General features: G+C 36.8%; 14 protein-coding genes. 7 read left to right on the forward strand and 7 right to left on the reverse strand.

The window, feature by feature from the left end; all coding sequences use genetic code 11:
* Window positions 1-18: 18 nt before the first annotated feature.
* The 3 genes from L6471_RS02985 to L6471_RS02995 all read right to left on the reverse strand — a co-directional run bounded on the left by L6471_RS02985 (window position 19) and on the right by L6471_RS02995 (window position 3,362).
* Window positions 19-1,017: a 2-hydroxyacid dehydrogenase gene (locus tag L6471_RS02985; RefSeq protein ID WP_074548966.1), complete on the reverse strand. Its 999-nt coding sequence runs from the start codon at window positions 1,015-1,017 to the stop codon at window positions 19-21.
* A gap of 883 nt (window positions 1,018-1,900) precedes the next feature.
* Window positions 1,901-2,191 (reverse strand): hypothetical protein, encoded by a 291-nt coding sequence (locus L6471_RS02990; protein WP_027454002.1) that lies wholly within the window; start codon window positions 2,189-2,191, stop codon window positions 1,901-1,903.
* Window positions 2,192-2,354: 163 nt separating this feature from the next.
* Window positions 2,355-3,362: a helix-turn-helix transcriptional regulator gene (locus L6471_RS02995; RefSeq protein ID WP_237796799.1), complete on the reverse strand. Its 1,008-nt coding sequence runs from the start codon at window positions 3,360-3,362 to the stop codon at window positions 2,355-2,357.
* Between the two features lie 620 nt (window positions 3,363-3,982).
* Between L6471_RS02995 and L6471_RS03000 the strand changes: the two genes are divergently transcribed.
* The 5 genes from L6471_RS03000 to L6471_RS03020 all read left to right on the forward strand — a co-directional run bounded on the left by L6471_RS03000 (window position 3,983) and on the right by L6471_RS03020 (window position 9,165).
* Entirely contained in the window at window positions 3,983-4,675 is a 693-nt protein-coding gene (locus L6471_RS03000) for a phosphatase PAP2 family protein (protein WP_006281155.1), read from the forward strand.
* A gap of 24 nt (window positions 4,676-4,699) precedes the next feature.
* Window positions 4,700-5,014, forward strand: a complete 315-nt coding sequence (locus tag L6471_RS03005) for a hypothetical protein (RefSeq protein ID WP_050787885.1) — start codon at window positions 4,700-4,702, stop codon at window positions 5,012-5,014.
* Between the two features lie 117 nt (window positions 5,015-5,131).
* Window positions 5,132-7,096, forward strand: coding sequence for a calcineurin-like phosphoesterase C-terminal domain-containing protein (locus tag L6471_RS03010; protein ID WP_237796800.1), 1,965 nt, complete (start codon window positions 5,132-5,134; stop codon window positions 7,094-7,096).
* Window positions 7,097-7,193: 97 nt separating this feature from the next.
* Complete coding sequence (locus L6471_RS03015; protein WP_006281153.1) at window positions 7,194-7,592, forward strand: FKBP-type peptidyl-prolyl cis-trans isomerase; 399 nt, start codon at window positions 7,194-7,196, stop codon at window positions 7,590-7,592.
* A gap of 343 nt (window positions 7,593-7,935) precedes the next feature.
* The gene (locus L6471_RS03020; protein ID WP_237796801.1) at window positions 7,936-9,165 is read left to right on the forward strand and encodes a tetratricopeptide repeat protein; all 1,230 of its coding nucleotides are present in this window, start codon (window positions 7,936-7,938) and stop codon (window positions 9,163-9,165) included.
* A 650-nt stretch (window positions 9,166-9,815) separates the two neighbouring features.
* Here L6471_RS03020 and L6471_RS03025 read toward each other — a convergent pair.
* The gene (locus tag L6471_RS03025) at window positions 9,816-11,087 is read right to left on the reverse strand and encodes a DUF4421 family protein (protein WP_081657127.1); all 1,272 of its coding nucleotides are present in this window, start codon (window positions 11,085-11,087) and stop codon (window positions 9,816-9,818) included.
* A 7-nt stretch (window positions 11,088-11,094) separates the two neighbouring features.
* Window positions 11,095-11,586, reverse strand: coding sequence for a hypothetical protein (locus L6471_RS03030; RefSeq protein ID WP_143007222.1), 492 nt, complete (start codon window positions 11,584-11,586; stop codon window positions 11,095-11,097).
* Between the two features lie 129 nt (window positions 11,587-11,715).
* Between L6471_RS03030 and L6471_RS03035 the strand changes: the two genes are divergently transcribed.
* Window positions 11,716-12,957: a DUF3575 domain-containing protein gene (locus L6471_RS03035; RefSeq protein ID WP_176969581.1), complete on the forward strand. Its 1,242-nt coding sequence runs from the start codon at window positions 11,716-11,718 to the stop codon at window positions 12,955-12,957.
* A 450-nt stretch (window positions 12,958-13,407) separates the two neighbouring features.
* Here L6471_RS03035 and L6471_RS03040 read toward each other — a convergent pair whose 3' ends face one another.
* On the reverse strand, window positions 13,408-14,706 hold the full coding sequence (locus L6471_RS03040) for an L-cysteine desulfidase family protein (protein ID WP_404830148.1): 1,299 nt from the start codon (window positions 14,704-14,706) through the stop codon (window positions 13,408-13,410).
* A gap of 80 nt (window positions 14,707-14,786) precedes the next feature.
* Window positions 14,787-17,195, reverse strand: coding sequence for a glycoside hydrolase family 95 protein (locus tag L6471_RS03045; RefSeq protein ID WP_237796802.1), 2,409 nt, complete (start codon window positions 17,193-17,195; stop codon window positions 14,787-14,789).
* A gap of 189 nt (window positions 17,196-17,384) precedes the next feature.
* Here L6471_RS03045 and L6471_RS03050 point away from each other — a divergent pair, with 189 nt between their 5' ends.
* Window positions 17,385-21,557: a hybrid sensor histidine kinase/response regulator transcription factor gene (locus L6471_RS03050; protein ID WP_237796803.1), complete on the forward strand. Its 4,173-nt coding sequence runs from the start codon at window positions 17,385-17,387 to the stop codon at window positions 21,555-21,557.
* The last annotated feature ends 31 nt before the right edge of the window (window positions 21,558-21,588 follow it).

Below are 21,588 nucleotides of genomic sequence, written 5' to 3' on the forward strand. Positions count from 1 at the left end.
ATTATCCCTGCTAAAAAACTATTCCTGTTTGACTTCATTAACCAATTCTTTACCTTCAAAACAGTCTTTTATGTTTTGAAGTGTTGTATTGGCGATATTCTTAAGAGCCTCTTCTGTAAAAAAAGCTTGATGAGAGGTAATGATTACATTGGGCATCATAAGTAGCAAAGCCAATGAATCATCGTTAATCATACGGTCGGAATGATCTTCATAGAAGAATTTGGCTTCCTCCTCATAAACATCAAGTCCTGCACTACCTACTTTCCGACTACGCAAGCCTTCTACTAAATCTTCTGTACGAATTAACTTACCTCTACCGGTATTGATAATCATAACACCAGGTTTCATCATTTCAATAGCATCACGATCTATCATGTGCTTCGTTTCTAATGTTAAAGGACAATGCAGAGAAATAATGTCACTATTTTCATACAATTCTGGCAATTCAACCATCTTTACCCCATTTTCCTCTGCAAACTTTACATCAGGATATTTATCATAAGCCAAAACATTCATGCCGAAACCACGTAAGATTTTAATCAACTCTTTGGCAATGCGCCCCATACCAATAATTCCAGCTGTTTTACCAAACATATCAAAACCCAAAAGTCCTGATAATCTGAAATTACCCTCTCGTGTACGTTGAGTAGAACGATAGATCTTACGATTAAGGGCTAGCATAAGGGTAACCGCATATTCAGCCACAGCATGTGGTGAATACGCTGGAACACGGACAACACGTATTTTATCTCTTGCAGCCTTTAAATCTACATTATTAAAACCTGCACAACGCAAAGCAATAAGCTTAACACCATTTTCTACGAGTTTATCGATAACATCAGAGGTCAACTCATCGTTGACAAACACACAAACAGCATCTTTGCCTTTAGCAAGTTCTACTGTATCAAGCGTCAATCGCTCTTTATAATAATGGATATCAAAACCAAATGACTCGTTCCATGTATTAAATGAAACCATATCATAACTATGAGCGTCGAAAAATGCAATTTTCTTCATGTACAATATAATAATAGTTAGTTGACTATTCAAAGATAGAAAATAATTAATCAACTTCCAAACTTTTAATACAAAAAAAGAGCTCTCGGACTTCACAGTCAAAGAACTCGGTTTCAACATTATGTACGAGAAAAAAATTAGTTCTGTTTAATTTTAACCTACTAAAATAGGTCAAATAGGAATTTCTTTACTATAATACTGCAAAATTACCAAGAAGATTCGAATTAACCAAATATTTTTCCAAAAAAATGAAGAAAAAATAGTAAAATGATAATAATAGTAGCAAAAACAAATTAAATCGTCATCAAAATAATGAGAATAATTAAGAATTGACACTTAGACTATAAGATGCCCCAAACTCATTTAAAGCAAAAGAACACAAAACCTTCTCTATCGAAAATACTAATAATACCTAATAAAAACACCCCCTTGATTTACCTTGATGAAGACAAGACAAATTAACAATTTACCATGAAGCACCATTAAAAACATAGAAATAAATAATAAATTAGTCAAAATCGAACTAAATAATAGTCAAATCAGCCATTTTTAAGTATAAATCAAAAAAAGCCTAAAAAAGATTTGGATTTAAAAAAATTATATTTTACCTTTGCATCATCAAACGAAATTTAGTTGAAGTTTTTATATATATTTTATTTATTCGTTTTAACTGTTATTTAGAAGTGATTTCCAGATACAGTTCGCTTTAAATCAATAAAAGTTTTAAACTCTTATGAAGCTTTATTTCCACTATGAAACATCTCTAACAAGAGATATTAATCAAAAGGCGTTACAGCAAATTGCTGAACGCCTTTTTTTATTCAAAATCCTTAAATTTGAAATATTGCTACTTTTGATTTGGTCTTAGTCGATTGAATAGTTTTTAAGCAGCAACAAGTTTTACCTTATTACCATCTTCCTCTACCACAGACATACTACGAGCCAAACCTAAAATATACAAGGCTTCCTTACTGCCACAGCTATAAGAACGGGCAACCAACCGGATAAAATCTTTTTTCCGAAGTATCGTTTTTCCTTGTTCGGCAAAAATTTTCTCCACAGTAGGCTTAATCGATTCCTCTTTTATTTTGAAATGATGACTATGCCAGTAATTAAAATAGGCCAGTGCAACGAACACGACCACAACTAAAAAAATGATAACGGTTGTATTCATAGTAAACAGTTTGGAATAGATTTAATACTTTAAGGTTTTTAATGGCTCAAATATAATCTTTTTTTCAATAAGTTGTTTCAAAAGAAGTAAAAAAAGAGATAAGTTACGTGAAATAGAAGGTATAAACCCAATAAAATGCACCAATTTGGCGCATTTTATTAATTTAGAATACATTTTTTGTTTTTATTCTACTTTCCAAAGCATCTTTTAAAACTTCATTAGCACTGAGTCCCAGTTTCTTTCGAATATGTGAACGCACAGAGTTGATATTCGTCTCAGACTTCCCCATCGTAATACAAATTTCTTTCAACTTTTTATCTAAAAGTATAAGTCGAGATACCTCTATTTCCGTTGGAGTAAAATCTGTAAAAGTCTCTACCAAAGAAGATTTCTCAGCTTTCAATTCTGCCATTTTCTTTTTCACTGCATTAACAATATTACGCTGAGAACGATCATCAAGAATAGCAAACAGACGATCTATGTCTTTATCTGAAGCATGGTCATTCTGGCAAAGATTCAAATAAGCTTCTATCTGATCTCTTTTCAGACGTAGCAAACTATTTAACCTTTTTTCGCTGATGTGATAATTTTGATTTTGCTGCTGCAATGAATAAAAACTCTGTCGCGTAAAAGAACCAGCAAAACAAATAAAAAACTGAACAAAGAAAAATACAACAAAAAAAGCAAATAACTTTTCATCATTGAGGTATGCCATACTTATTATATAGGTAGTCAAACTTACACCTGTAATAATAGTTGGCATAATTTTGCTATAGGCCATGACAAACAGCATGGTATAAACCATAGAAATAGTATGATTTAACGGTATGAGATAGAACCTATCACCACCCACATAAAAAGTGAGCAATAAAATCTTCAAAGTCTGAACTCCTTGTCCAATAATTCCAAAAATCGTAAAAACAGGAACTAATTCTATCTTTCTCTTTACATATAGTATTACTAAGGTAGCTGAAGAAAATATAGAAATAGCACTTAACAAACGCATGATGGTACTTGGGGTACCAACAAGTCCGAAAATATGACATGGGAAACCAATAAACACGACAAACATTGTCATCATAAAAACGATAAGCCGATGTCGTTCCTCCATATTATTGGTACGAGAATCTATAAATTCGGTAATAAATTCCTTGAGTTTAAATTCTTTCATAAGTTTAACACAACACAATATATATATCCTTCCAAAGAGGTTATTTTCTTGATTGATTTGAGTCCTTCTATGGGTAGATTTTTATAAAAAACTCTTCATTTGACCCCTTTCAAGGTGCAAAATTACATATTTTTTTGTAATTAAGATAAATTCGATAATATTTTTTTTTGGAAATAACAAAAAAAATACTACTTTTGCATCACAATTGACAGAAATACGTTCTTTGTATATAGAATTGACAGAAATACGTTCTTTGTATATAGAATTGACAGAAATACGTTCTTTGTATATAGAATAAGAACGGAGAGACTAATGAGACGTGTGATAAGCGACAAACAAGAATTATAAAGATATATACTTCAACTAGTAAAAAATAAAAATTTTTCTTTATGTAAATTTCCAATCTTGTCGTGAGACAAGAGAGGAATATTTTTACTTTACAATAATACCTAGAAAAATACGCTTATGAAAAATCCCTGACTTTGCAAGAAGGCGGGGATTTTTTGCATTTTCCCCTAATTAATCTATTCGAAGCCTGTATTATCTTTTAGATCATTCACATTATTCATTTATTTATAGTAACTTTGCAGTATCATTTTTAAAAACCAATTTATAGCTTCATGTATTATACACTTATTGCTATTATACATTCTGCAATGTTATCCTATTTAGATCGTGTGGACAAAAGCCTCATGCTTTTTCTCAACTTTGATGGCTCACCCTGCATGGACTTGTTCTGGTATCAATATAGTAGAATGCCAGCTTGGATTCTCTTAATGATAGTTTTAGTCATGAGCATGATCTATTATCACCCAGGAAAAACGAAAGATAAAGTTTTAATGATCGTCTTTATAGCACTGCTTATTACCGCTTGCGATCAGATTTCATCTGGACTCATCAAACCATGGGTGGCTCGATTACGCCCCTCTCATTGTCCTGAGATAGAGCACTTTCTCCATTATGTCAATGACTATAAAGGAGGACAATATGGATTTGTATCAAGTCATGCTGCTAATATGGTAGCTATCGTTACTTTCCTTTGTTGTACATTTAGGGATAAACGAACTCGTATTTCTGTCATACTGTTTGCGGTTTTGATGTGTTATTCACGCATATACCTTGGTGTACACTATCCTGGAGATATTCTCTGTGGAGCTGTTATCGGTTTCATCCTCGCATATTATGGCTACAAACTTCTGAAAAATAAATTAGGACTTTATACTACTGATATTTGTCCAAAGGCCATCAACTATACCCTCTATTTGACATGGGCTGGTTTACTATGGTGGGCATTAATGCATACTAATATATAACCGATATACTTAAATAGGTATCATATGGCACCAAAATTTATTATTTGTAGCAACGGGAACTTTCGAATCGGTTTTGTCGACCAACACAAAGACTTACTCCAACCAGGTGATCAATGTATCGGTGGTGGATATTGGGAAATCGATCCTGTAGGTATGCGACTGATACTAACTGGCCATTCCTATGATTTTGGTGAACCTAAATGGAATTATCTGCAATACGATGGCACAGACTTGCGAGTTCCAAAAGATTATCAAGGTTTACGCATGATATACATTCCTGATGAACGAGGTGAGGCTGATTTTATCGTCAACCAAGAACTCCACATTATATATATATAATAAGCGACAATATATATCATAAATTATACGACGTAAAACTTGTGCTTCTTTCATTTATTTGAAGAACAAAAGCTGAAACTTGATACAAGATTACAAGAAAAGCAGTAACTTTGCAATATGATGGAAAATAAGAAAAAAGCAATATATACATTTATCGGTATCATCCTTGCTATAGCACTTACTAGCCTAGGTATGAAATATCTGGGTAGTAAGCATCTGGATGGAACACGCCTCATAACTGACTCTATTCCTACACCACTTCAGCAACACATTGCAAAAGATACTCTAAGACACGACTCCGTAAAACCTCATGTAGACTCTACCTATTATATAAAAGGTAGTGTGAAAGATACTGCAGGCATGGCAATGCCTGGAGTGGTAGTCAGCGATGGTTACTCTTGCGTTAAGACTAATCAAAAAGGAGAATATGCATTTAAACGGCATAAAAACGCAAAATTTATCTACTATACTGTACCTGCAGACTGTGAGGTCCCGACTCATTCCGCAACTGATAACACGGCTTATTTCTATCAGCGTACAAGTACCCAAAAACGGGTATACAACTTTGTATTAAAACGCCTTCCCGGAGGTAAGGAAACGAATTATCGCATGATTGTTATCGGTGATCCACAGGTAACAAATGCTTATAGTCCCTATTATACCGACGCTAGTGATAATCCGATACAAAAGAGCGATGTACAGCGCTTCACCGAAGAAACCATGGTGGATATCAAAAATACGATTAGCAAATTGCCTGAAGGTACACCTGTATACGGCATCAGTATGGGAGATGATGTGCAGTATTATGGCGGGTATAATAGTAAATTGGAACGTCAAATCAGAGAAGCGCTCGGCAGTTCGCGCATGAAAGTGTTCTCTGTGATTGGAAATCATGACCAAGATGGAAAAGAGCTATATAAAAACAAATGGGAAGAAAGTTGGGGACCAACTGACTACTCGTTCGACCGTGGTGACGTTCATTATGTCTGTTTTAATAATGTACACTTTGTAAAAGGCAGTTATTATCAGCCGGGCGAACTATCTCTGTCACAGATGAATTGGCTGAGACAAGACCTCAAGTTGGTTCCTAAGAACAAAAAGGTAATCTTGAATTATCACATACCGTTTACATTCGGTAATCGTCCGAAGGACAAACGTACACCGCTGAATATCCCAACAGAAAAGGGTCATTATTATTCATCAAAACTCATAGAGATTCTTCATCTACTCGCACCTTTCAGAGGAGGATACGAATTATTCTGCGGACATACACACTTTGCTGTAAATCACGAGATCAACTATCATGGTCTTAATATATTGGAACATTGTCATGCTGCAGCTTGTGGTAATATATGGCAGTCGAATGTGAACATTCTGGGAGAGCCTAACGGTTACTATGTATATAATTTCTCAAGTACCGACATCTTAAATTGTTATTATAAGAGTACATTCATGGATGCCAATATTCAGATGACACTATTCAGGAGTGACACCGACTTTAATGGTGAGAAATATCAGAATGATTGGACTATGCCACAAGATAGTAGCGTACTCATCGCTAATGTTTTTAATGCAGATTCTAAATGGCGTATTGTGGCTATTGAAGATGGACAAGAATATCCGATGACACGACTCAGCGGATTGGGACAAGATGCTTTTGCCGCTGGTTATCATCACAAATATGCACAAAGCGTAAGTTACTGGTTTGTCAGTAAGAATAATGGGTTCTTGATTATGAACCATCTGTATTATTATGTGCCCAAAAATAAGAATACAGAGATTATCGTGAAAGCCTACGATCGCTATGGTAACATCTATACCTGTAGCAGCAAGCAAGTTATCACGGAGCCTTATAAGAACTATGCACACTATTATAATGCATCAGATATTCTGAAAACTAAAATAGAAACTGCTCTTTATGAGAAAAAGGCCAACGAAAAAGCTACTGACAATAAAACGTCTAATAGTAAGGATAGCCTGATGAAAAACAATGGTAGTAAAGATTCTTCTAAAATAAGAAATGCAAACAAGGACACGACAAGAGTAAGAAAATCTAGCAAAGACTCTTCTAGAGTAAAATGAAACGATAAAACAAATAGTCTGATATGATTCAAGCTATATGATATCGCTCACTACACGACAATCGTAAAGAGAATATATTAATAAAACAATAAAGACTATGGTTAAAAGAGAATACGCCGCAGCCAACAAAAAATGGCTTGAAGAAAAAGCTAAAGAAGAGGGGGTCATGGCACTACCTCAAGGTATATATTATAAGGTGTTAAAGAGCGGTGATGCAAATGGACCAAAACCTAGTAAACGAAGTATCGTAACAGCTCATTATACAGGCTGGACTATCAACGGTAAAAAGTTTGATAGCAGTCGCGGTGGTGCTCCTTTCGCCATCAGACTGAATGAACTAATCGACGGATGGATTATCGCGATGCAGGAAATGCATGTAGGAGACCAGTGGGAACTGTATATCCCAGCAGAAAAAGGATATGGAAAATATTCTCAACCAGGTATTCCTGGAGGTAGTACCCTTATTTTTGAAGTAGAATTACTCGGCATCGGATAAGGTTACCCTGTAAACTGCGTCACCTAAAAAAATAAAACTTTAAACATTCGCACACTTGAAAGTTGATATCGTAAACTGAAGAGTGTACGAATTCGGTTTTTCATGGCTTGTATTATTGTACATATAAAAGGGCAAATAGCTCAATTAAAACAAAAAAATACAAGCCAAATCAAATTATTCCAAAGAAATTACTTTGTTCGAATATTGATTTTCATTATCTTTGCAATAATAGTAATAAAAATAGATAATAGTATATCATCGCATTGTTATAAGAGTAAGTTAAACCATAATTAAGTCAAATATGATGAAGCAAACTTTACGTATTATATACATAATGATAATCATGTTGTGTACCCTAACTACGATTAAGGCACAAAATAAGACATATATACCAGGAGACAAAGAGTTTGCTAACAAGAGCATCCATGATTTAATTGAAATATGCAATAAGTACAATAGGGAATATGATGATTTACATTTGAAAGCTGTCGCACGAAGACTTATAATAGCTTCTAAAGACCAGAAAAATGAAACTGGAGAAGGCTATGCAAACTTCTTTTTGGGAATTGCAGATTTGTTTAGCGGTAATCGCGAAAAGGGGCTACGTTATTTATGGAAAGCCAAACACTGCGCTGATGTCGTGAAAAACGACACCTTGGCTTCACACATATTTAATGCTATAGGCATATACGAAAATAAAGCTGGTAGTAACTATTTAGCTCGTTGGTATTATCGTGAAGGACTTAGCAGAGCACGTCGTGCCCACTGCTATGAACAATTCGGCATCATTCTGGCCAATCTTTCCGAATTGTCCATACAGCTTCGAGACACAAGTGGAATAAGGTTTGCAGAAGAATGCTATCAAATGGGGGTAAAGCGAAACATCAAGTTCATGATGTATAACGGTGCTACTCATAAAGCTGTAAGCGAATTTTTCCAAAAGAAATATAAATCAGCAGAAGAATGGATAGATAAGGCCCTAGCAATCAATATTAAGGAAAATACAACAACACCTATTACATTAGCATACAAGGCTGAACTACTGGCAAAAAGGAAACAGTTTAAAGAAGCGATTAAATATGCGGATAAGGCCTTGGCAAGTGCCAAACGCGTAAGTGTATCAAGAATACCATTGGCTTTTCGTTCCATAGCAGAAACATATTTCTACCAGGGAGAATATACGAAAGCTTTAACAGCGCTCGATAGCGCATACGCTTATGCTAAAAATAATGCTATTTACATCACTAAAAAAGATATTAATCTAGAATATGCGAAGGTTTATGCTGGCATGAAAAATTATCAAAAAGCTTACGAATATGAGAAATTAGCTCATGAAGAGTTCATGAACACCGAATATCAAAAACGTACTCATATTCTCGAGGAATGTCGCATTATGTTGATTATGCTTCAGAAAGATCAACAGAAAATGGCTCAAAGAGCGATAAAAGAGCAGCATAAACATATTGTCATCGCAGAAATTGCTGTTGCTGTGATGTTTGTTTTCTTATGTATTATTAGCTTTATTACCTTCAAACTATACAAGAAAAACAAGAAATTAGAAAAAGCTGCTTAAAGCAAGAATAGAATCAATCAACGGTTTTTATGTAAAACTTCAGAGGCACAGTCTTACATCGAAAACTGTGCCTCCTTTCATTTCAATTAAACTCATGATTAGAGAGCTCTAAGATCACTCCCAAAACTCCCCAAAGAGTAAATATTACTCTTATAAGTTTAAAAAGACCTCTTAGGGTCAACATAGAGAACTATAAGATCACTCCCACAGCCTCCCAAAAAACGGATATATATATTAAACTGTATTATTCTATTTTTTTGCGAATGCAAAGATAGGGAAAAAAAAGGTAATTACCATCCATTATCGCAAAAATTGATAGTATTTTTTATCCTTTAATAGCATAATTCCTAAAAATACCTTTAAAAAAGTGCATATTACATACTATTTTCTTCATAAACTTGCAAAGTATATTATTCTATATCGCTACCATTTTATGCACAAATATACAAGTTTAGCTCACATTTTACGTATATTTAAGGTGATTCAAGGTACTGTTTTTGCATATTTTCTCCCTATTCATTGATCAATGTACAATTTATGAAAGCATATAATAATTATTCATATTCTTTTACGACACATAAAAACTCTTATTATGCTAAAAAGAAATAAGACAATATAGAGAGAATCATGCAAAATCTATCATCTACACTCTATAGAACAATCTTTTTCTTCTTATAAGCCTTATTTTTTAAGAAATAAAAACCTACAAAGAAACGCACCCGAGCATGCATATTGATGGAACAGTATCTACGATCATGATAGAAATTACTGAAAGCCTGAGATTCCATTCCCGCATACCAATCACCAGTATTATATATGGCAGCAAGTCTGAACATGGCATCAGGAATAAAATAATGACCGGTATAACGATAGTAATAGTTCTCTGACAAATGACGCTTATAACTCAATTCCATCATCGCCAAACCTCCTACTAACCAACGCGGAGCAGGTACCCAATTATAGGCATAACCTCCCATCAAATAATAACTCTTATAAGAAATATCGGGCAACAAATAGGTGAGCATTTCGGGTGAAGTCATGGAGATATTAGTATAACCCTCTATCAAGTCGGCAACTTCCTGTTCTTTACCTGGAATTATATTCTGAGCTGAGAATTTTAAGTACTCACTCACATTGAAAGAGGTGGAACTTGAATTATAACCAAATCCACCCATCCATGTTCCTGCACTACGCTTTTGAACGGTCGACATCGAATAAGCTGCAGGACTGGAGAAATGTTTCCAATTAAAAATATAGTAAAAGTCAAAACCCTCTAGTTTGTTAGATATAAAATTGATATACTGTCCTTCTGCATTAATAAACAAATCTGGTCGATTCAGTTTTACATCATAAAGTTTAAACTGGTTGCCCGTTTCCATACGGAATAAATCAATCACAAATCGTGAGGTTTGCAACTGTAATTCGGTATTGCTACGAGTATCACCATGCTGGTTCTTATATCGCCCTATTTGAAACATAAGGGAATAAGACAGAAGACTGATTCCGACATTAAACCCTGCCATAATAGTAGGTCGTGTGCCGATAACGGCACGATTAATTAACTCAAAATCATTAGCTTTATGAAAATGAGGAGTCATCAAGTCATACGTAAGCTGCGACTGCAACTGTGCCCAACAGAAATAGTGACAAGGCTCTACCCACGCTGTATCACTAGTAAACCAATTAATCAAACCATCAACGACACGACCTAAAGCAGGTAAAAAGCCTTTTTTCTTAACAGGTAATTGAACAGAATCCTTCTGAATATCCTGCGGTAACAACACACTCGAAAAAGATGTTGGGGTAACGATGTTACAAGAGTCAACCTGTATGCCTTCATTGGTACCTTCAGCGGCAAAACCACTAAGGCTAACCAATAAAAACATGAATACTATAATACTGACAGAAAAAAATCTTTTCATAACTATCCTACTTCGAATAATTAATCACTATCGTATCACCGTATACTATCATACTACTCACATTCATGGAAGTATATCTAATCAATTTTGGCACAATCGTCATCGTATAGATGCCATGCCCCACACTATCCTGTTTAAAAAGCTCATCAAAATGTTGAATATCAGCTTGAAAGCCTAGGGAGCGCTCCTTAAAAAGTTTCAATATCGTAGTATCACAACGAGATAAAGAATCCATATAATTCTCATAAGGCAAATCATAAGGATAAGATTTCTTAAAAGAATCAACACATGCGCTAATACGATTAGCCATGCTGCTTACTGTCATCCGATTAGAATCTTCCAAAATAAAATGATCAACACAATAAAAGTCAAATTCTGTAGTCATAAGATATGAAGCTCTAGGATTACGAATCATCTCTTCCTCTTCACTCGAACAAGAAGAAATAACCAAAGCGTACATGATGAGAACTAAAGCAAAGAATAGCGATCTTTTAAACATTATTTTCTTTTTAGTGTAGCAAAGATAGAAAAAAGTAGACCAAAATCGGCATAAAAAAATAAAAAAATAAACAAACACTTGTTTTTTCAAAGAAAAGCAGTTAAATTTGAACTTCAAATGAAAATAGCTATGAATCGGTTTATATCAGCATCGACTAAAATTATCATTCTTATAAACCTTTTATTTCTCTTTTCTAGTACAATTCACGCAGATGAGAGAAAAGATTCCATACCTTTGTCGCTCAAGACAAATGCTGTGGAATGGAGTGTTTTCGCTCCAAATGTAGCTGCAGAATATGGCCTTAACAAACACATTTCTGCAGATATTGATTTGGGTATCAATGCGTGGAATAGACCTAATAATAAGAAATATCGATTCATGCATATCACTGGCGAATTACGCTATTGGACTCATGAAGTTTTTCAAAAAGGTTTTTGGGGTATTCATGCTTCTGCTGGCTCTTTTAATATAAATAAGGTAAAGACTCTCTTTTTTCCGTTTAAAAAAGATTATCGATATCAAGGTACATTCTATAATATTGGTGTGGGCTATGGCAGAAGGTGGAATATTGACGGACATTGGGATATAGAAGCTGAAATTGGACTAGGGTATTATTACGCACTGTACGACCGCTATAATTGCGAAACTTGCGGTGCCAAACTAGATGAAAACAAAAAGGGCTTTTTCGGACCAACGAAGGTTGCAGTAAACTTAGTATATACTCTTGGTAAAAAAGAAGAAAAAATTAAGGTGCTTCCTGCGGTCTATACACCAAGACCTCACAAAAAACTTACTCCTGCTGAGAAATATAAGAATATTGAGGCTATTGCCGAAAAATATCCTTTCGTCAGAGAAGTGGGTAGCGAGGCCCGTCGCGACCGTCGTCTCACGGTTCGGTTCCCTGTGAATAATGCGGTTATCAAAGGAGAATACATGGGCAATGCAAGTTCGCTTCGCGATATTCTGCAGGCTGTTCAAGATATCAGTGTAGACCAATACGCAGATTTAAACAGTATCAGCATTACCGGTTTTGCTTCTCCTGAAGGAAACGAAGAATATAACCGACAATTATCTAAAGAGCGTGCTCAAGCTCTTAAGGAATACATTCTTAACTTCACCAGTGTAGATGCCGATATCATTACCATTTCTGCAGAAGGAGAAGACTGGATGGGATTGCGAGATGCTGTAGCTAAGAGTAAAATGGCAGAGAAAAATCAGATTCTTAATATTATAGACAATACGCCTGAAGATCTTCGTAAAGAAAAGTTAATAAAGTTGAATGGCGGACAAACTTGGTACAAATTACTTCATACGATTTTCCCTTGGCTACGTGACGCTTGTTATATTAATGTATGGTATAAGAAAAAGTAACTCACCATATTGGCTTTATCTTGAGAATACTATATACATCAAAATCTTGAAAACAGTTGATTTGACTGTTTTCAAGATTTCACTCCCATATCATTATTACTCAAAAAAAAAATAGGCTAAAAAGCTAATTATACCCTTATTTCTGCACATTTAAACCTATACATGATAATTTTTCATGTTTTCTTGGCAAAAAGTTATATCCATGAAAACACTTATTATTTAACTTTGCATATATAAAAATTGAGAACGTAGCGGAGATCCAAATCCTTTCAAGTAAATCAAGAAATGGATAAACAAGATATTTAATAATAGATGTTTGATGCGAATATAATTTATGTTGTGGATAAAGAAACCCAAATGTGTAATTAATGCGAATAGAAAAGAGGTGTACTTTATAGTACACCTCTTTTATTTTTCATATAATTACATTTCTAATTTTCGATTACGAATTTAGCAATTGTTTTTATGAGTCATAATTTCAAGTACCATATCATCAGTGGCATTCATTGCATCTTTACCTATACTTGTCAAGTTACGAATACTTCGGTCTACATCCTCGTCAATAATACCTTCAGCAGAAGTAACCCATTTACCTTCTATACTCAGCATAGCTGAAAGGATCGCCGTACTTACACCACTACAGATTTTCAACGAACAACTTGGCTTAGCGCCATCACAGATCATACCAGTAAGATTGGCTATCATATTCTGAACAGTATGGCAGATACGCGAATAATCACCGCCCATTAAGTAGGTAATACCACAACTACTACCGATACTCGCTACCACACATCCACAGAGGGCTGAGAGTTTTCCTAAACTCTGCTTAATATAGATAGCCGTGAGATGACTCAACATCAATCCACGAATTGTTTCTTCCTCGGTATTTTCATTTTCCTGCGCAAAGACAGCCACAGGATTAGTCGCACAAATACCTTGATTACCGCTTCCTGAATTACTCATAACAGGAATCATGGCTCCACCCATACGAGCATCACACGCAGAAGCCGTCTTGGATATGATGTTCGAGAAGATTGTATTGCCAAAAATACCATGACTTAAAGGTCTATCCATGGTTTTTCCTAAACAATGTCCATAGTTTCCTTTAATACTTTCTTTAGCTGCACGAAGATTATATTCCTGAGTTTTCAGAATAAATCGCATTTCATCGACAGGAGCAGTCATAGCAAAATCATACACCAATCGCATATTGAGTGCGATTTCTTCCTCCTCACCTTCACTATGCAGAGCGTTGAGCTGGTCTAAACGTATTTCGCTGTCAACACTTTCATAGACAAAATGGGTATGACCGCCAGCGATAATGGCTGTGGAAGTATGTCCATCTGCTTCGCATACGATTTCAATGTAGAGTTTTTCTGTGATATCCTTCTTGAGTTGTATATCAATAGTCTGCTCTTGCAGATAACATTTACCTGCTTCTAAGGTTTCGGGGGTAAGATCTTTAATCACCTCTAACTGATAAGAAGATTTACCAATCATAGCACCCAAGGCGATAGCGATAGGAAGTCCGATCATACCCGTACCGGGTATACCGACACCCATAGCATTCTTTAATATATTTGCACTCAGACGTGCAGTTATCTTCTCCGGCCGTCGATTACCTAAATTTTCAGCTGCCTTCGCTGTACACAAAGCCACGGCCATAGGTTCTGTACACCCCACAGCAGGCACAACTTCTCTATTCACGAGAGCAATAATCTGTTCTCGCACTTTCTTTTCCAACACCATTTTATAATTCTCTTCTATTAATGGTGCAAAAGTACGATTTTTTTCTCACATGACTTCTTTTTTTAGCATTCTATTCAGAATTATCCTCGTATAATTTGTCCATTTACATGCACAATGGCCTTAACAGGCTTACCTGTCTTCGAAGTCAACTGATAGTCTACCACCTTTCCGTTTCTCCACTTCATGTTCACGATGATACCCCCACGGGCACAAAGTCCACTTACTTCGCCGTCTTTCCACTCCTCTGGTAAAGCAGGCAAAAGATAGACATGATACTGAGGTTTACGTTTACTATAATCGACCTCACTCTGCAGTAACATTTCACAAACACCTGCTGTACCACCGAAATTTCCATCGATTTGGAAAGGCGGATGGGCATCAAAGAGATTCGGATAGGTTCCACCTCGATGCATACGGTCTTTACCCTGATACTGATCTGGGGTTACATATTGCAATAAACGCTGAAAAGTGCGATAGGCCATATCCGCCCGATGCAGGCGAGCCCAAAGGTTTATACGCCACCCTGTACTCCAGCCGGTGGTCTCTTCACCCTTCTGCAGCAGCGTTTTCTCTGCAGCAGCAGCCAACTGTGGCTGCTGATCTATCGTGATATGGTGCCCAGGATAGAGTCCGATAAGATGTGACTGATGTCGATGATGAATATCGTAATCCTTCCAGTCGTAATACCATTCATTGAGATCACCATCCTTGCCTACCGTATAAGGATGTAATCGGGCTAAAGCCTCACTGACAGTAGGGTAACCTTTTTGGTCTTCTTTTTTCTCTTTCAGTCCGAGCACTTGTCGTGCATGAAGGGTATTCAGCAATAATTCGCGGATAATGGCCAAATCTGCTGTACCACCATAACAAGTTGTACCATGATATCCTTTATCGGTCACATATTCGTTCTCAGGACTGGTACTTGGGGCGGTAATCAACTCACCCGATTTTTGGGGATTATCCACAAGCCAACGTAAAACAAACTGACTAGCGCCATTCAGAATAGGATAAGCAGTACGACGCAGAAAATCAAGATCTTGTGTATAGAGATAATGTTCCCAAAGTGTAGATGACAACCATGCTCCTCCCATATTCCAGTTACTCCACTCCGGACTTTCCCTGCCCTCGCCTACCGGTGCGGTTTTGGCCCATATATCACTATTATGTGAAGAGCACCAACCTCGGTCTATCCCATAAAAATGGTGCGCCGTGAAATGTCCATTTTGAGCTAAAGATGCCATAAAATCTTGAATGGGTTCTTCCATCTCACTCAGATTGGCAACTTCTGCTGGCCAATAATTTTCTTCCAGATTGATATTTACGGTATAATTACCACGCCATGGAGCTTCCAGATAGTGATTCCAAAGCCCTTGTAGATTGGCGGGAACACCTGATGTACGAGAACAACTGATCAGTAGATAGCGCCCATATTGGAAATAGAGGGTTTCTAAATAGCGATCAAGATACGCTTGATGGTTCTTACCATAGTTTTTTAGGAGTGACCAAGTATCCACGGTTTGTGGAGCATGATCGACAGAACCGAGACGAAGTTTGACTCGATTATAAAACTTCTGATAATCAGCTACATGACGACTACGCAATTCGTCATAGCTATAATTTTGCAAATGCCATAAATCATCAGTTACCTGAGCGAGGTAAGGTGCACCTTCTCGCACCGGATGTTTATCAGCACCAGCAAAACTGGTTTCGTTCACTATATATATAATAAGGGTATCAGCATGTTCCACTCTCAATTTTCCATGAATTACCTGAACTGTCCCACCTTGAGCACGAGCCTGAAGCATGGTGCAAAAATGAGTAGATTCGCTGCTAACTCCTTGAGCATGTCCCAACATCGTAAGTTGACCTTGAGCGGTATTAGCCTGCAAACTTCTGGTAAGCGAAGCCTTCACTTGTACTGGCAACAGCGAACCGATAGAAATATCCATCGAAACACTTCCCTTTTTGTCGCCACTAATACGAATGGCCAGCATATTGTCGGGATTATCAGCAAAATATTCACGCTGATACAGTACTCCACCTTGTCGATAACTGATTTTAACCAGTGAACTATCCAGATCGAGTTGACGCTGATAATCAGAATAACGCTCGTCTGTTAAACTAGTAAGTTGAAGTGTACCTAAAGGCTGATAAAACGCTGAATTTTTTCCTTGCAGATGCAATTGTAGAGAATCGGCCTTACGATAGTTTTCTGCAAAGAGTGCTTTTCGTATTTCTGGTAGCCATAAAGAAGCTCCCTTTCCCTCATCTAGGTCTACAGGCTTACCAGTCCACAAAGTGATATCGTTTAGATAAATCGTATCGTGTTTCGGATTACCATAGACCAATCCGCCAAGCTTACCATTACCAATCGGTAAAGATTCCTCGAAATAGTGAGCAGGCTCATGATAGAGAAGTTGCATTTGTGCCCATGAAGGAGCCCAAAACTTCATAAGCAGGAAACCAGACAACAGTATGGATTTTAACATATATGAAGGTTTTTAGATACGCAAATATACTAAAAATTGACACACAAAGCCCCCAAAAAACTGCTTTTTATATGATTTTTGTCCCAAAAGATAGTTTTTATGACCAATAAAGAAGCACACAAATCAAAAAAAATGTATCTTTGCATCCATACATGTGTAAGAAAACAAGTACATACGAGAGTATTCATAATGAAACATTGGCTTTTATTTGCTTTTTATTATTTACTAAGTTTAAGTATATATGCTGCGCAAAGCAGGACTGACTTTGATGTAAAAAAGCTGGGACTCCGAGAAGGACTTTCCAGCAACTATATTCTTGACATAAAACAGGATAAATGGGGATTCATGTGGTTTGCCACAGAACAAGGGCTTAATCGTTTCGACGGTTCCCGCTTTATCAGTTATTATAAATCACCAGGTCAGCTGACGGATAATAATATTAGAAGTCTACTCGACGATCCCAAACGACCGATACTTTGGATTGGTACACGAGACCGTGGCCTGAATGCATTTAATTATGCCACGAATACCTTTAAAAATTATCGTCATAACAATCAAGACAGATATAGTCTGATAGCCAACGAGATAACCTATCTTACACGTGCTTACGATGGCAATATGTGGATTACTACCTATTGTAATGGTTTGGATCACTTTAACTATAAAACAGGGAAGTTTACTCACTATAATAGTAAGAATGTGAAAGGGTTACCCGACGATGATCTTTGGTGTGCCCTTGATTTGCGCGATGGACTGATATTAGTAGGCCACAGGCATCATGGTCTTACCTTAATTAATACCCATACACGAAAAGCTAAAAACTACCGTGCTAATTCTATCCAACCATCATCGCTTATGAGCGATGAAGTGAATAGTCTTTATCAAGACCCTGTCGGTAATATTTGGGTAGGCACGAGTAAGGGGCTCTGCCTGTATGATTACGCTACAGACAAGATTACTCCTATCCATCACCCACAGATAGATGGCCACCGCATTTTCACCATCGGCATATCTGAGAATTACCGCATCATGGTGAGTGTCGAACAAAATGGTATCATTCTACTCCATTCACCTCAAGAACTTTCACAAAAAGAGGTTTTCCATTTTAATCAGATTACGGCTGGCGACACCCAACATAGTCTGGTGAGTAATTTTGTACGCACATTCTACGAAGATTCCCATCACAATCTATGGATAGGCCATTACGGTTCAGGGGTAAACTTTATCACAAATTCTCTACCACCTATCCGCAAAATTATATACGGTGCTAACTCTGATGAGTTTTTATCTGCACGTTCTGTATTAAGTCTTGTGGTGGATAACCAAAATCATCTTTTTGTCGGTACAGGTGGCTACGGTGTGGCTGAATTTTCACCAGATTTACATCGCATAGCCGAATATTCGATGAATAACAGTGTTATACGGGCTGCTTATAAGGATAAAAGCGGCAATCTATGGTTTGGTTCCTATCTCAATGGTGCTTATGTACGCAAAGGTTCTCAGATGACTCATATTCTTAATAAAGAAGACGTCAGATGCTTTCAGGAAGATCCTTTAGGAAGAATAAGAATAGGTACAGCCACCGGTGTCATTATAGTCGACAAGAATACGCTAAAAGTAATTCGCTCTATAAAGAGAGAGGGGTTTATGGTTACCTCTATTGTTTTCGACAAAAAGGGTAATGCGTGGGAAAACGTATTGGGAGACGGTATCTATGTATATAGTCCTAACGAAAAACTCATCAAGAGATTTAGCTCACGTACCGGTTTCCCTACGAATACCGCTGCACATCTGATGCAAGATCGAGATGGATATATCTGGGCTGCCACGGATGAAGGATTAGTACGATTCGACAACCAGTTTGTTAAGGGCAAATATAAACTATATACGACAAAAGATGGATTGAAGAGTAATTTCATTCGAGCTGTCATACAAAATCGTGATGGAGATATCTGGGTAAGTACGGCGAAGGGATTGAGCTGCCTTAGAAAGGGAAAATTTATTAACTTTGGTTATTACGATAATGTCTTAGTTGGCGATTTCGTGGCTGGCGGTGTAGCTCAAGGCCTTAATAATAACATTTATTTCGGTACTACTGAAGCTGGCATCAACTATTTTAATCCAAAGGATATCTTCTCGCGTCGCAAAGAACTTAAAGCGTATATCACTGGCCTTCATCTCTACCATAATAATGGTAATGAAATAGAAGATAGTGTCGTCAATCTGATTGGCAAAAAGGAATTAAGAGTGGAATCAGACCAGAATACACTGGATATAGACTTGAATATTCAAGAATATGAATATAGACACTGTGTGGAATATTGTTACAAACTGGAAGGTGTCAATAAGGATTGGTACTATACATCTAAAAACAGAGCCATTCTCCATGAGGTACCTTATGGTACACATAACCTGTTAGTAAAGTGTCACTTACGTAATCAGCCTTGGCCTAAAAAGTATACAGCGTTCAAACTGATTATAGTTGCCCCATGGTATTTCACTTGGTGGATGAAGATGCTCTATATCTTTGTATTTATCGGTATCATTTTTGTGATAGTCCGTACAATTATTCGTCATATCCAATTAAAATATTTGTTAGAATCAGAGAAGATGAATCTGGCTAACGAACAGGCTTTGAGCGAAGAGCGTATACGCTTCTATACGAATATCACGCACGAACTTCGTACTCCTCTTACTCTCATTTTGAGTCCATTAGAAGACATTTCTAAGCGCACCGATTTACCTGATTCGGTCAACCATCAGTTGTCTCTTATTCATCAGAATGCACAGCATCTCAACAATTTAATTACCTCTATCCTTGAATTCAGAAAATCTGTGAGCAAAACTCGAGAATTGTTGATATCACATGATAATATTGTTGATTATATCCACGAGTGCATTATAAAATATCAAGAACTCAATCGTAAGAAGGAGGTAGAGATTCGATTCTTTGCCCAAGAACCTCATATCGAAATGTATTTTGACAAGGATGCTATTGGCATGATTGTCGATAATCTGGTAACTAATTCTATTAAATATACCGAAAGAGGGTCGATAGATATCAGCGTAGAACGACGAAGACTATTAAATAAGCATTTGGTAGATATCACTATAAGTGATACTGGACATGGTATCTCTCAAAAGGCTCAAGAGCATATTTACGAACGCTTCTACCAAGAGAGAGGTAAGCACCAGGCCTCTGGCACAGGTATCGGTCTGGCTTTGGTTAAGCAGTTGGTCGAACTCCATCAGGGTACTATTCAGTTGAAGAGTAGTCTTGAGCAGGGTACCAGTTTCGTTGTATCGCTCGATGAGGAGAATGTATATCCTAAAGCTAAACGAAGTAACCAGCATACTCCTATCGCTGCAAACACGAAAGAACTGTCTACAGAAAATAACCAAGCTGCAGACGAAAAGCCGATTATGCTCGTCGTGGAAGACAACCACGATATTCTCGAATATGTGACAGCATCATTTGCACAACATTTCACGGTCAAACAGGCACAAAATGGCCAAGAGGGTTTGGCTATCGCACTCGAAACCATTCCAGACATCATTATCTCAGATATCATGATGCCGAAAATGGATGGTAACATGATGTGCCGTACTCTGAAAGAGGATATGCGTACTTGTCATATACCTATTATATTATTGACAGCTAAGGATTCTAATGATGCTAAAGTGGAAGGTTATGAGGCTGGTGCCGATAGTTATATTACCAAACCGTTTACGCATGCTATACTAGAGAGCCGTGTTAACAATCTGCTGCAACAACGTAAACGTTTGGCCAGTGTCATTCTCGAATCACAGACAGAGACGGTCTTAAAATATGGGAACAGAAGGACTACTCCACCTAAAACTTTTAAATCTGAAACCGTGGGACAGGCCTTTATGCTGTTATCTGCACTCACAGCTGCCAAAAAAGATGGAAAAACTTCTGTAAATTCGGATTCTATAGATTTTTTGAAAACAGATGAAAATCCACAATACACAGCTATAACTACGGCAAATGAAACCGTTAGACTGAATACTACGGACAAGAAATTCCTGGATAAGGTAAACCAATACATCCAGGATAATATTAGGAACGACCTCGATGTCAATATGATAGCCGATCATGTAGCCATGAGTGGAAGTTCACTCTATCGTAAGATGAAAGCCCTTACCGGACTCTCTACCAACGAATACATCCGAAAATACAGGATGCATTATGCTGAACAACTGATGATGGAGAATAAATATAGTCTTAACGATATTTCATTTATGGTGGGTATCAACAGTATCGCCTATTTCAGAAAGAGTTTTAAAGCTGAATTTGGTGATCTGCCTACAGATTATATGAAGAAAAAAGGATTGCTATAAATCAACAAAACGAAATCATTATTTAAACATA

Source organism: Segatella bryantii, assembly GCF_022024215.1.
In the GTDB taxonomy this organism is placed as follows: Bacteria; Bacteroidota; Bacteroidia; order Bacteroidales; family Bacteroidaceae; genus Prevotella; species Prevotella bryantii.

Excerpts from the sequence above, each read along its gene's own strand:
- L6471_RS02990 (WP_027454002.1), bottom strand. The coding sequence starts at position 2,191 with ATGAATACAACCGTTATCATTTTTTTAGTTGTGGTCGTGTTCGTTGCA.
- L6471_RS03005 (WP_050787885.1), top strand. The coding sequence starts at position 4,700 with ATGGCACCAAAATTTATTATTTGTAGCAACGGGAACTTTCGAATCGGT.
- L6471_RS03035 (WP_176969581.1), top strand. The coding sequence starts at position 11,716 with ATGAATCGGTTTATATCAGCATCGACTAAAATTATCATTCTTATAAAC.
- L6471_RS03000 (WP_006281155.1), top strand. The coding sequence starts at position 3,983 with ATGTATTATACACTTATTGCTATTATACATTCTGCAATGTTATCCTAT.
- L6471_RS03015 (WP_006281153.1), top strand. The coding sequence starts at position 7,194 with ATGGTTAAAAGAGAATACGCCGCAGCCAACAAAAAATGGCTTGAAGAA.
- L6471_RS03030 (WP_143007222.1), bottom strand. The coding sequence starts at position 11,586 with ATGTTTAAAAGATCGCTATTCTTTGCTTTAGTTCTCATCATGTACGCT.
- L6471_RS03025 (WP_081657127.1), bottom strand. The coding sequence starts at position 11,087 with ATGAAAAGATTTTTTTCTGTCAGTATTATAGTATTCATGTTTTTATTG.
- L6471_RS03050 (WP_237796803.1), top strand. The coding sequence starts at position 17,385 with ATGAAACATTGGCTTTTATTTGCTTTTTATTATTTACTAAGTTTAAGT.
- L6471_RS03010 (WP_237796800.1), top strand. The coding sequence starts at position 5,132 with ATGATGGAAAATAAGAAAAAAGCAATATATACATTTATCGGTATCATC.
- L6471_RS03040 (WP_404830148.1), bottom strand. The coding sequence starts at position 14,706 with ATGGTGTTGGAAAAGAAAGTGCGAGAACAGATTATTGCTCTCGTGAAT.
- L6471_RS03020 (WP_237796801.1), top strand. The coding sequence starts at position 7,936 with ATGTTGTGTACCCTAACTACGATTAAGGCACAAAATAAGACATATATA.
- L6471_RS02995 (WP_237796799.1), bottom strand. The coding sequence starts at position 3,362 with ATGAAAGAATTTAAACTCAAGGAATTTATTACCGAATTTATAGATTCT.
- L6471_RS02985 (WP_074548966.1), bottom strand. The coding sequence starts at position 1,017 with ATGAAGAAAATTGCATTTTTCGACGCTCATAGTTATGATATGGTTTCA.
- L6471_RS03045 (WP_237796802.1), bottom strand. The coding sequence starts at position 17,195 with ATGTTAAAATCCATACTGTTGTCTGGTTTCCTGCTTATGAAGTTTTGG.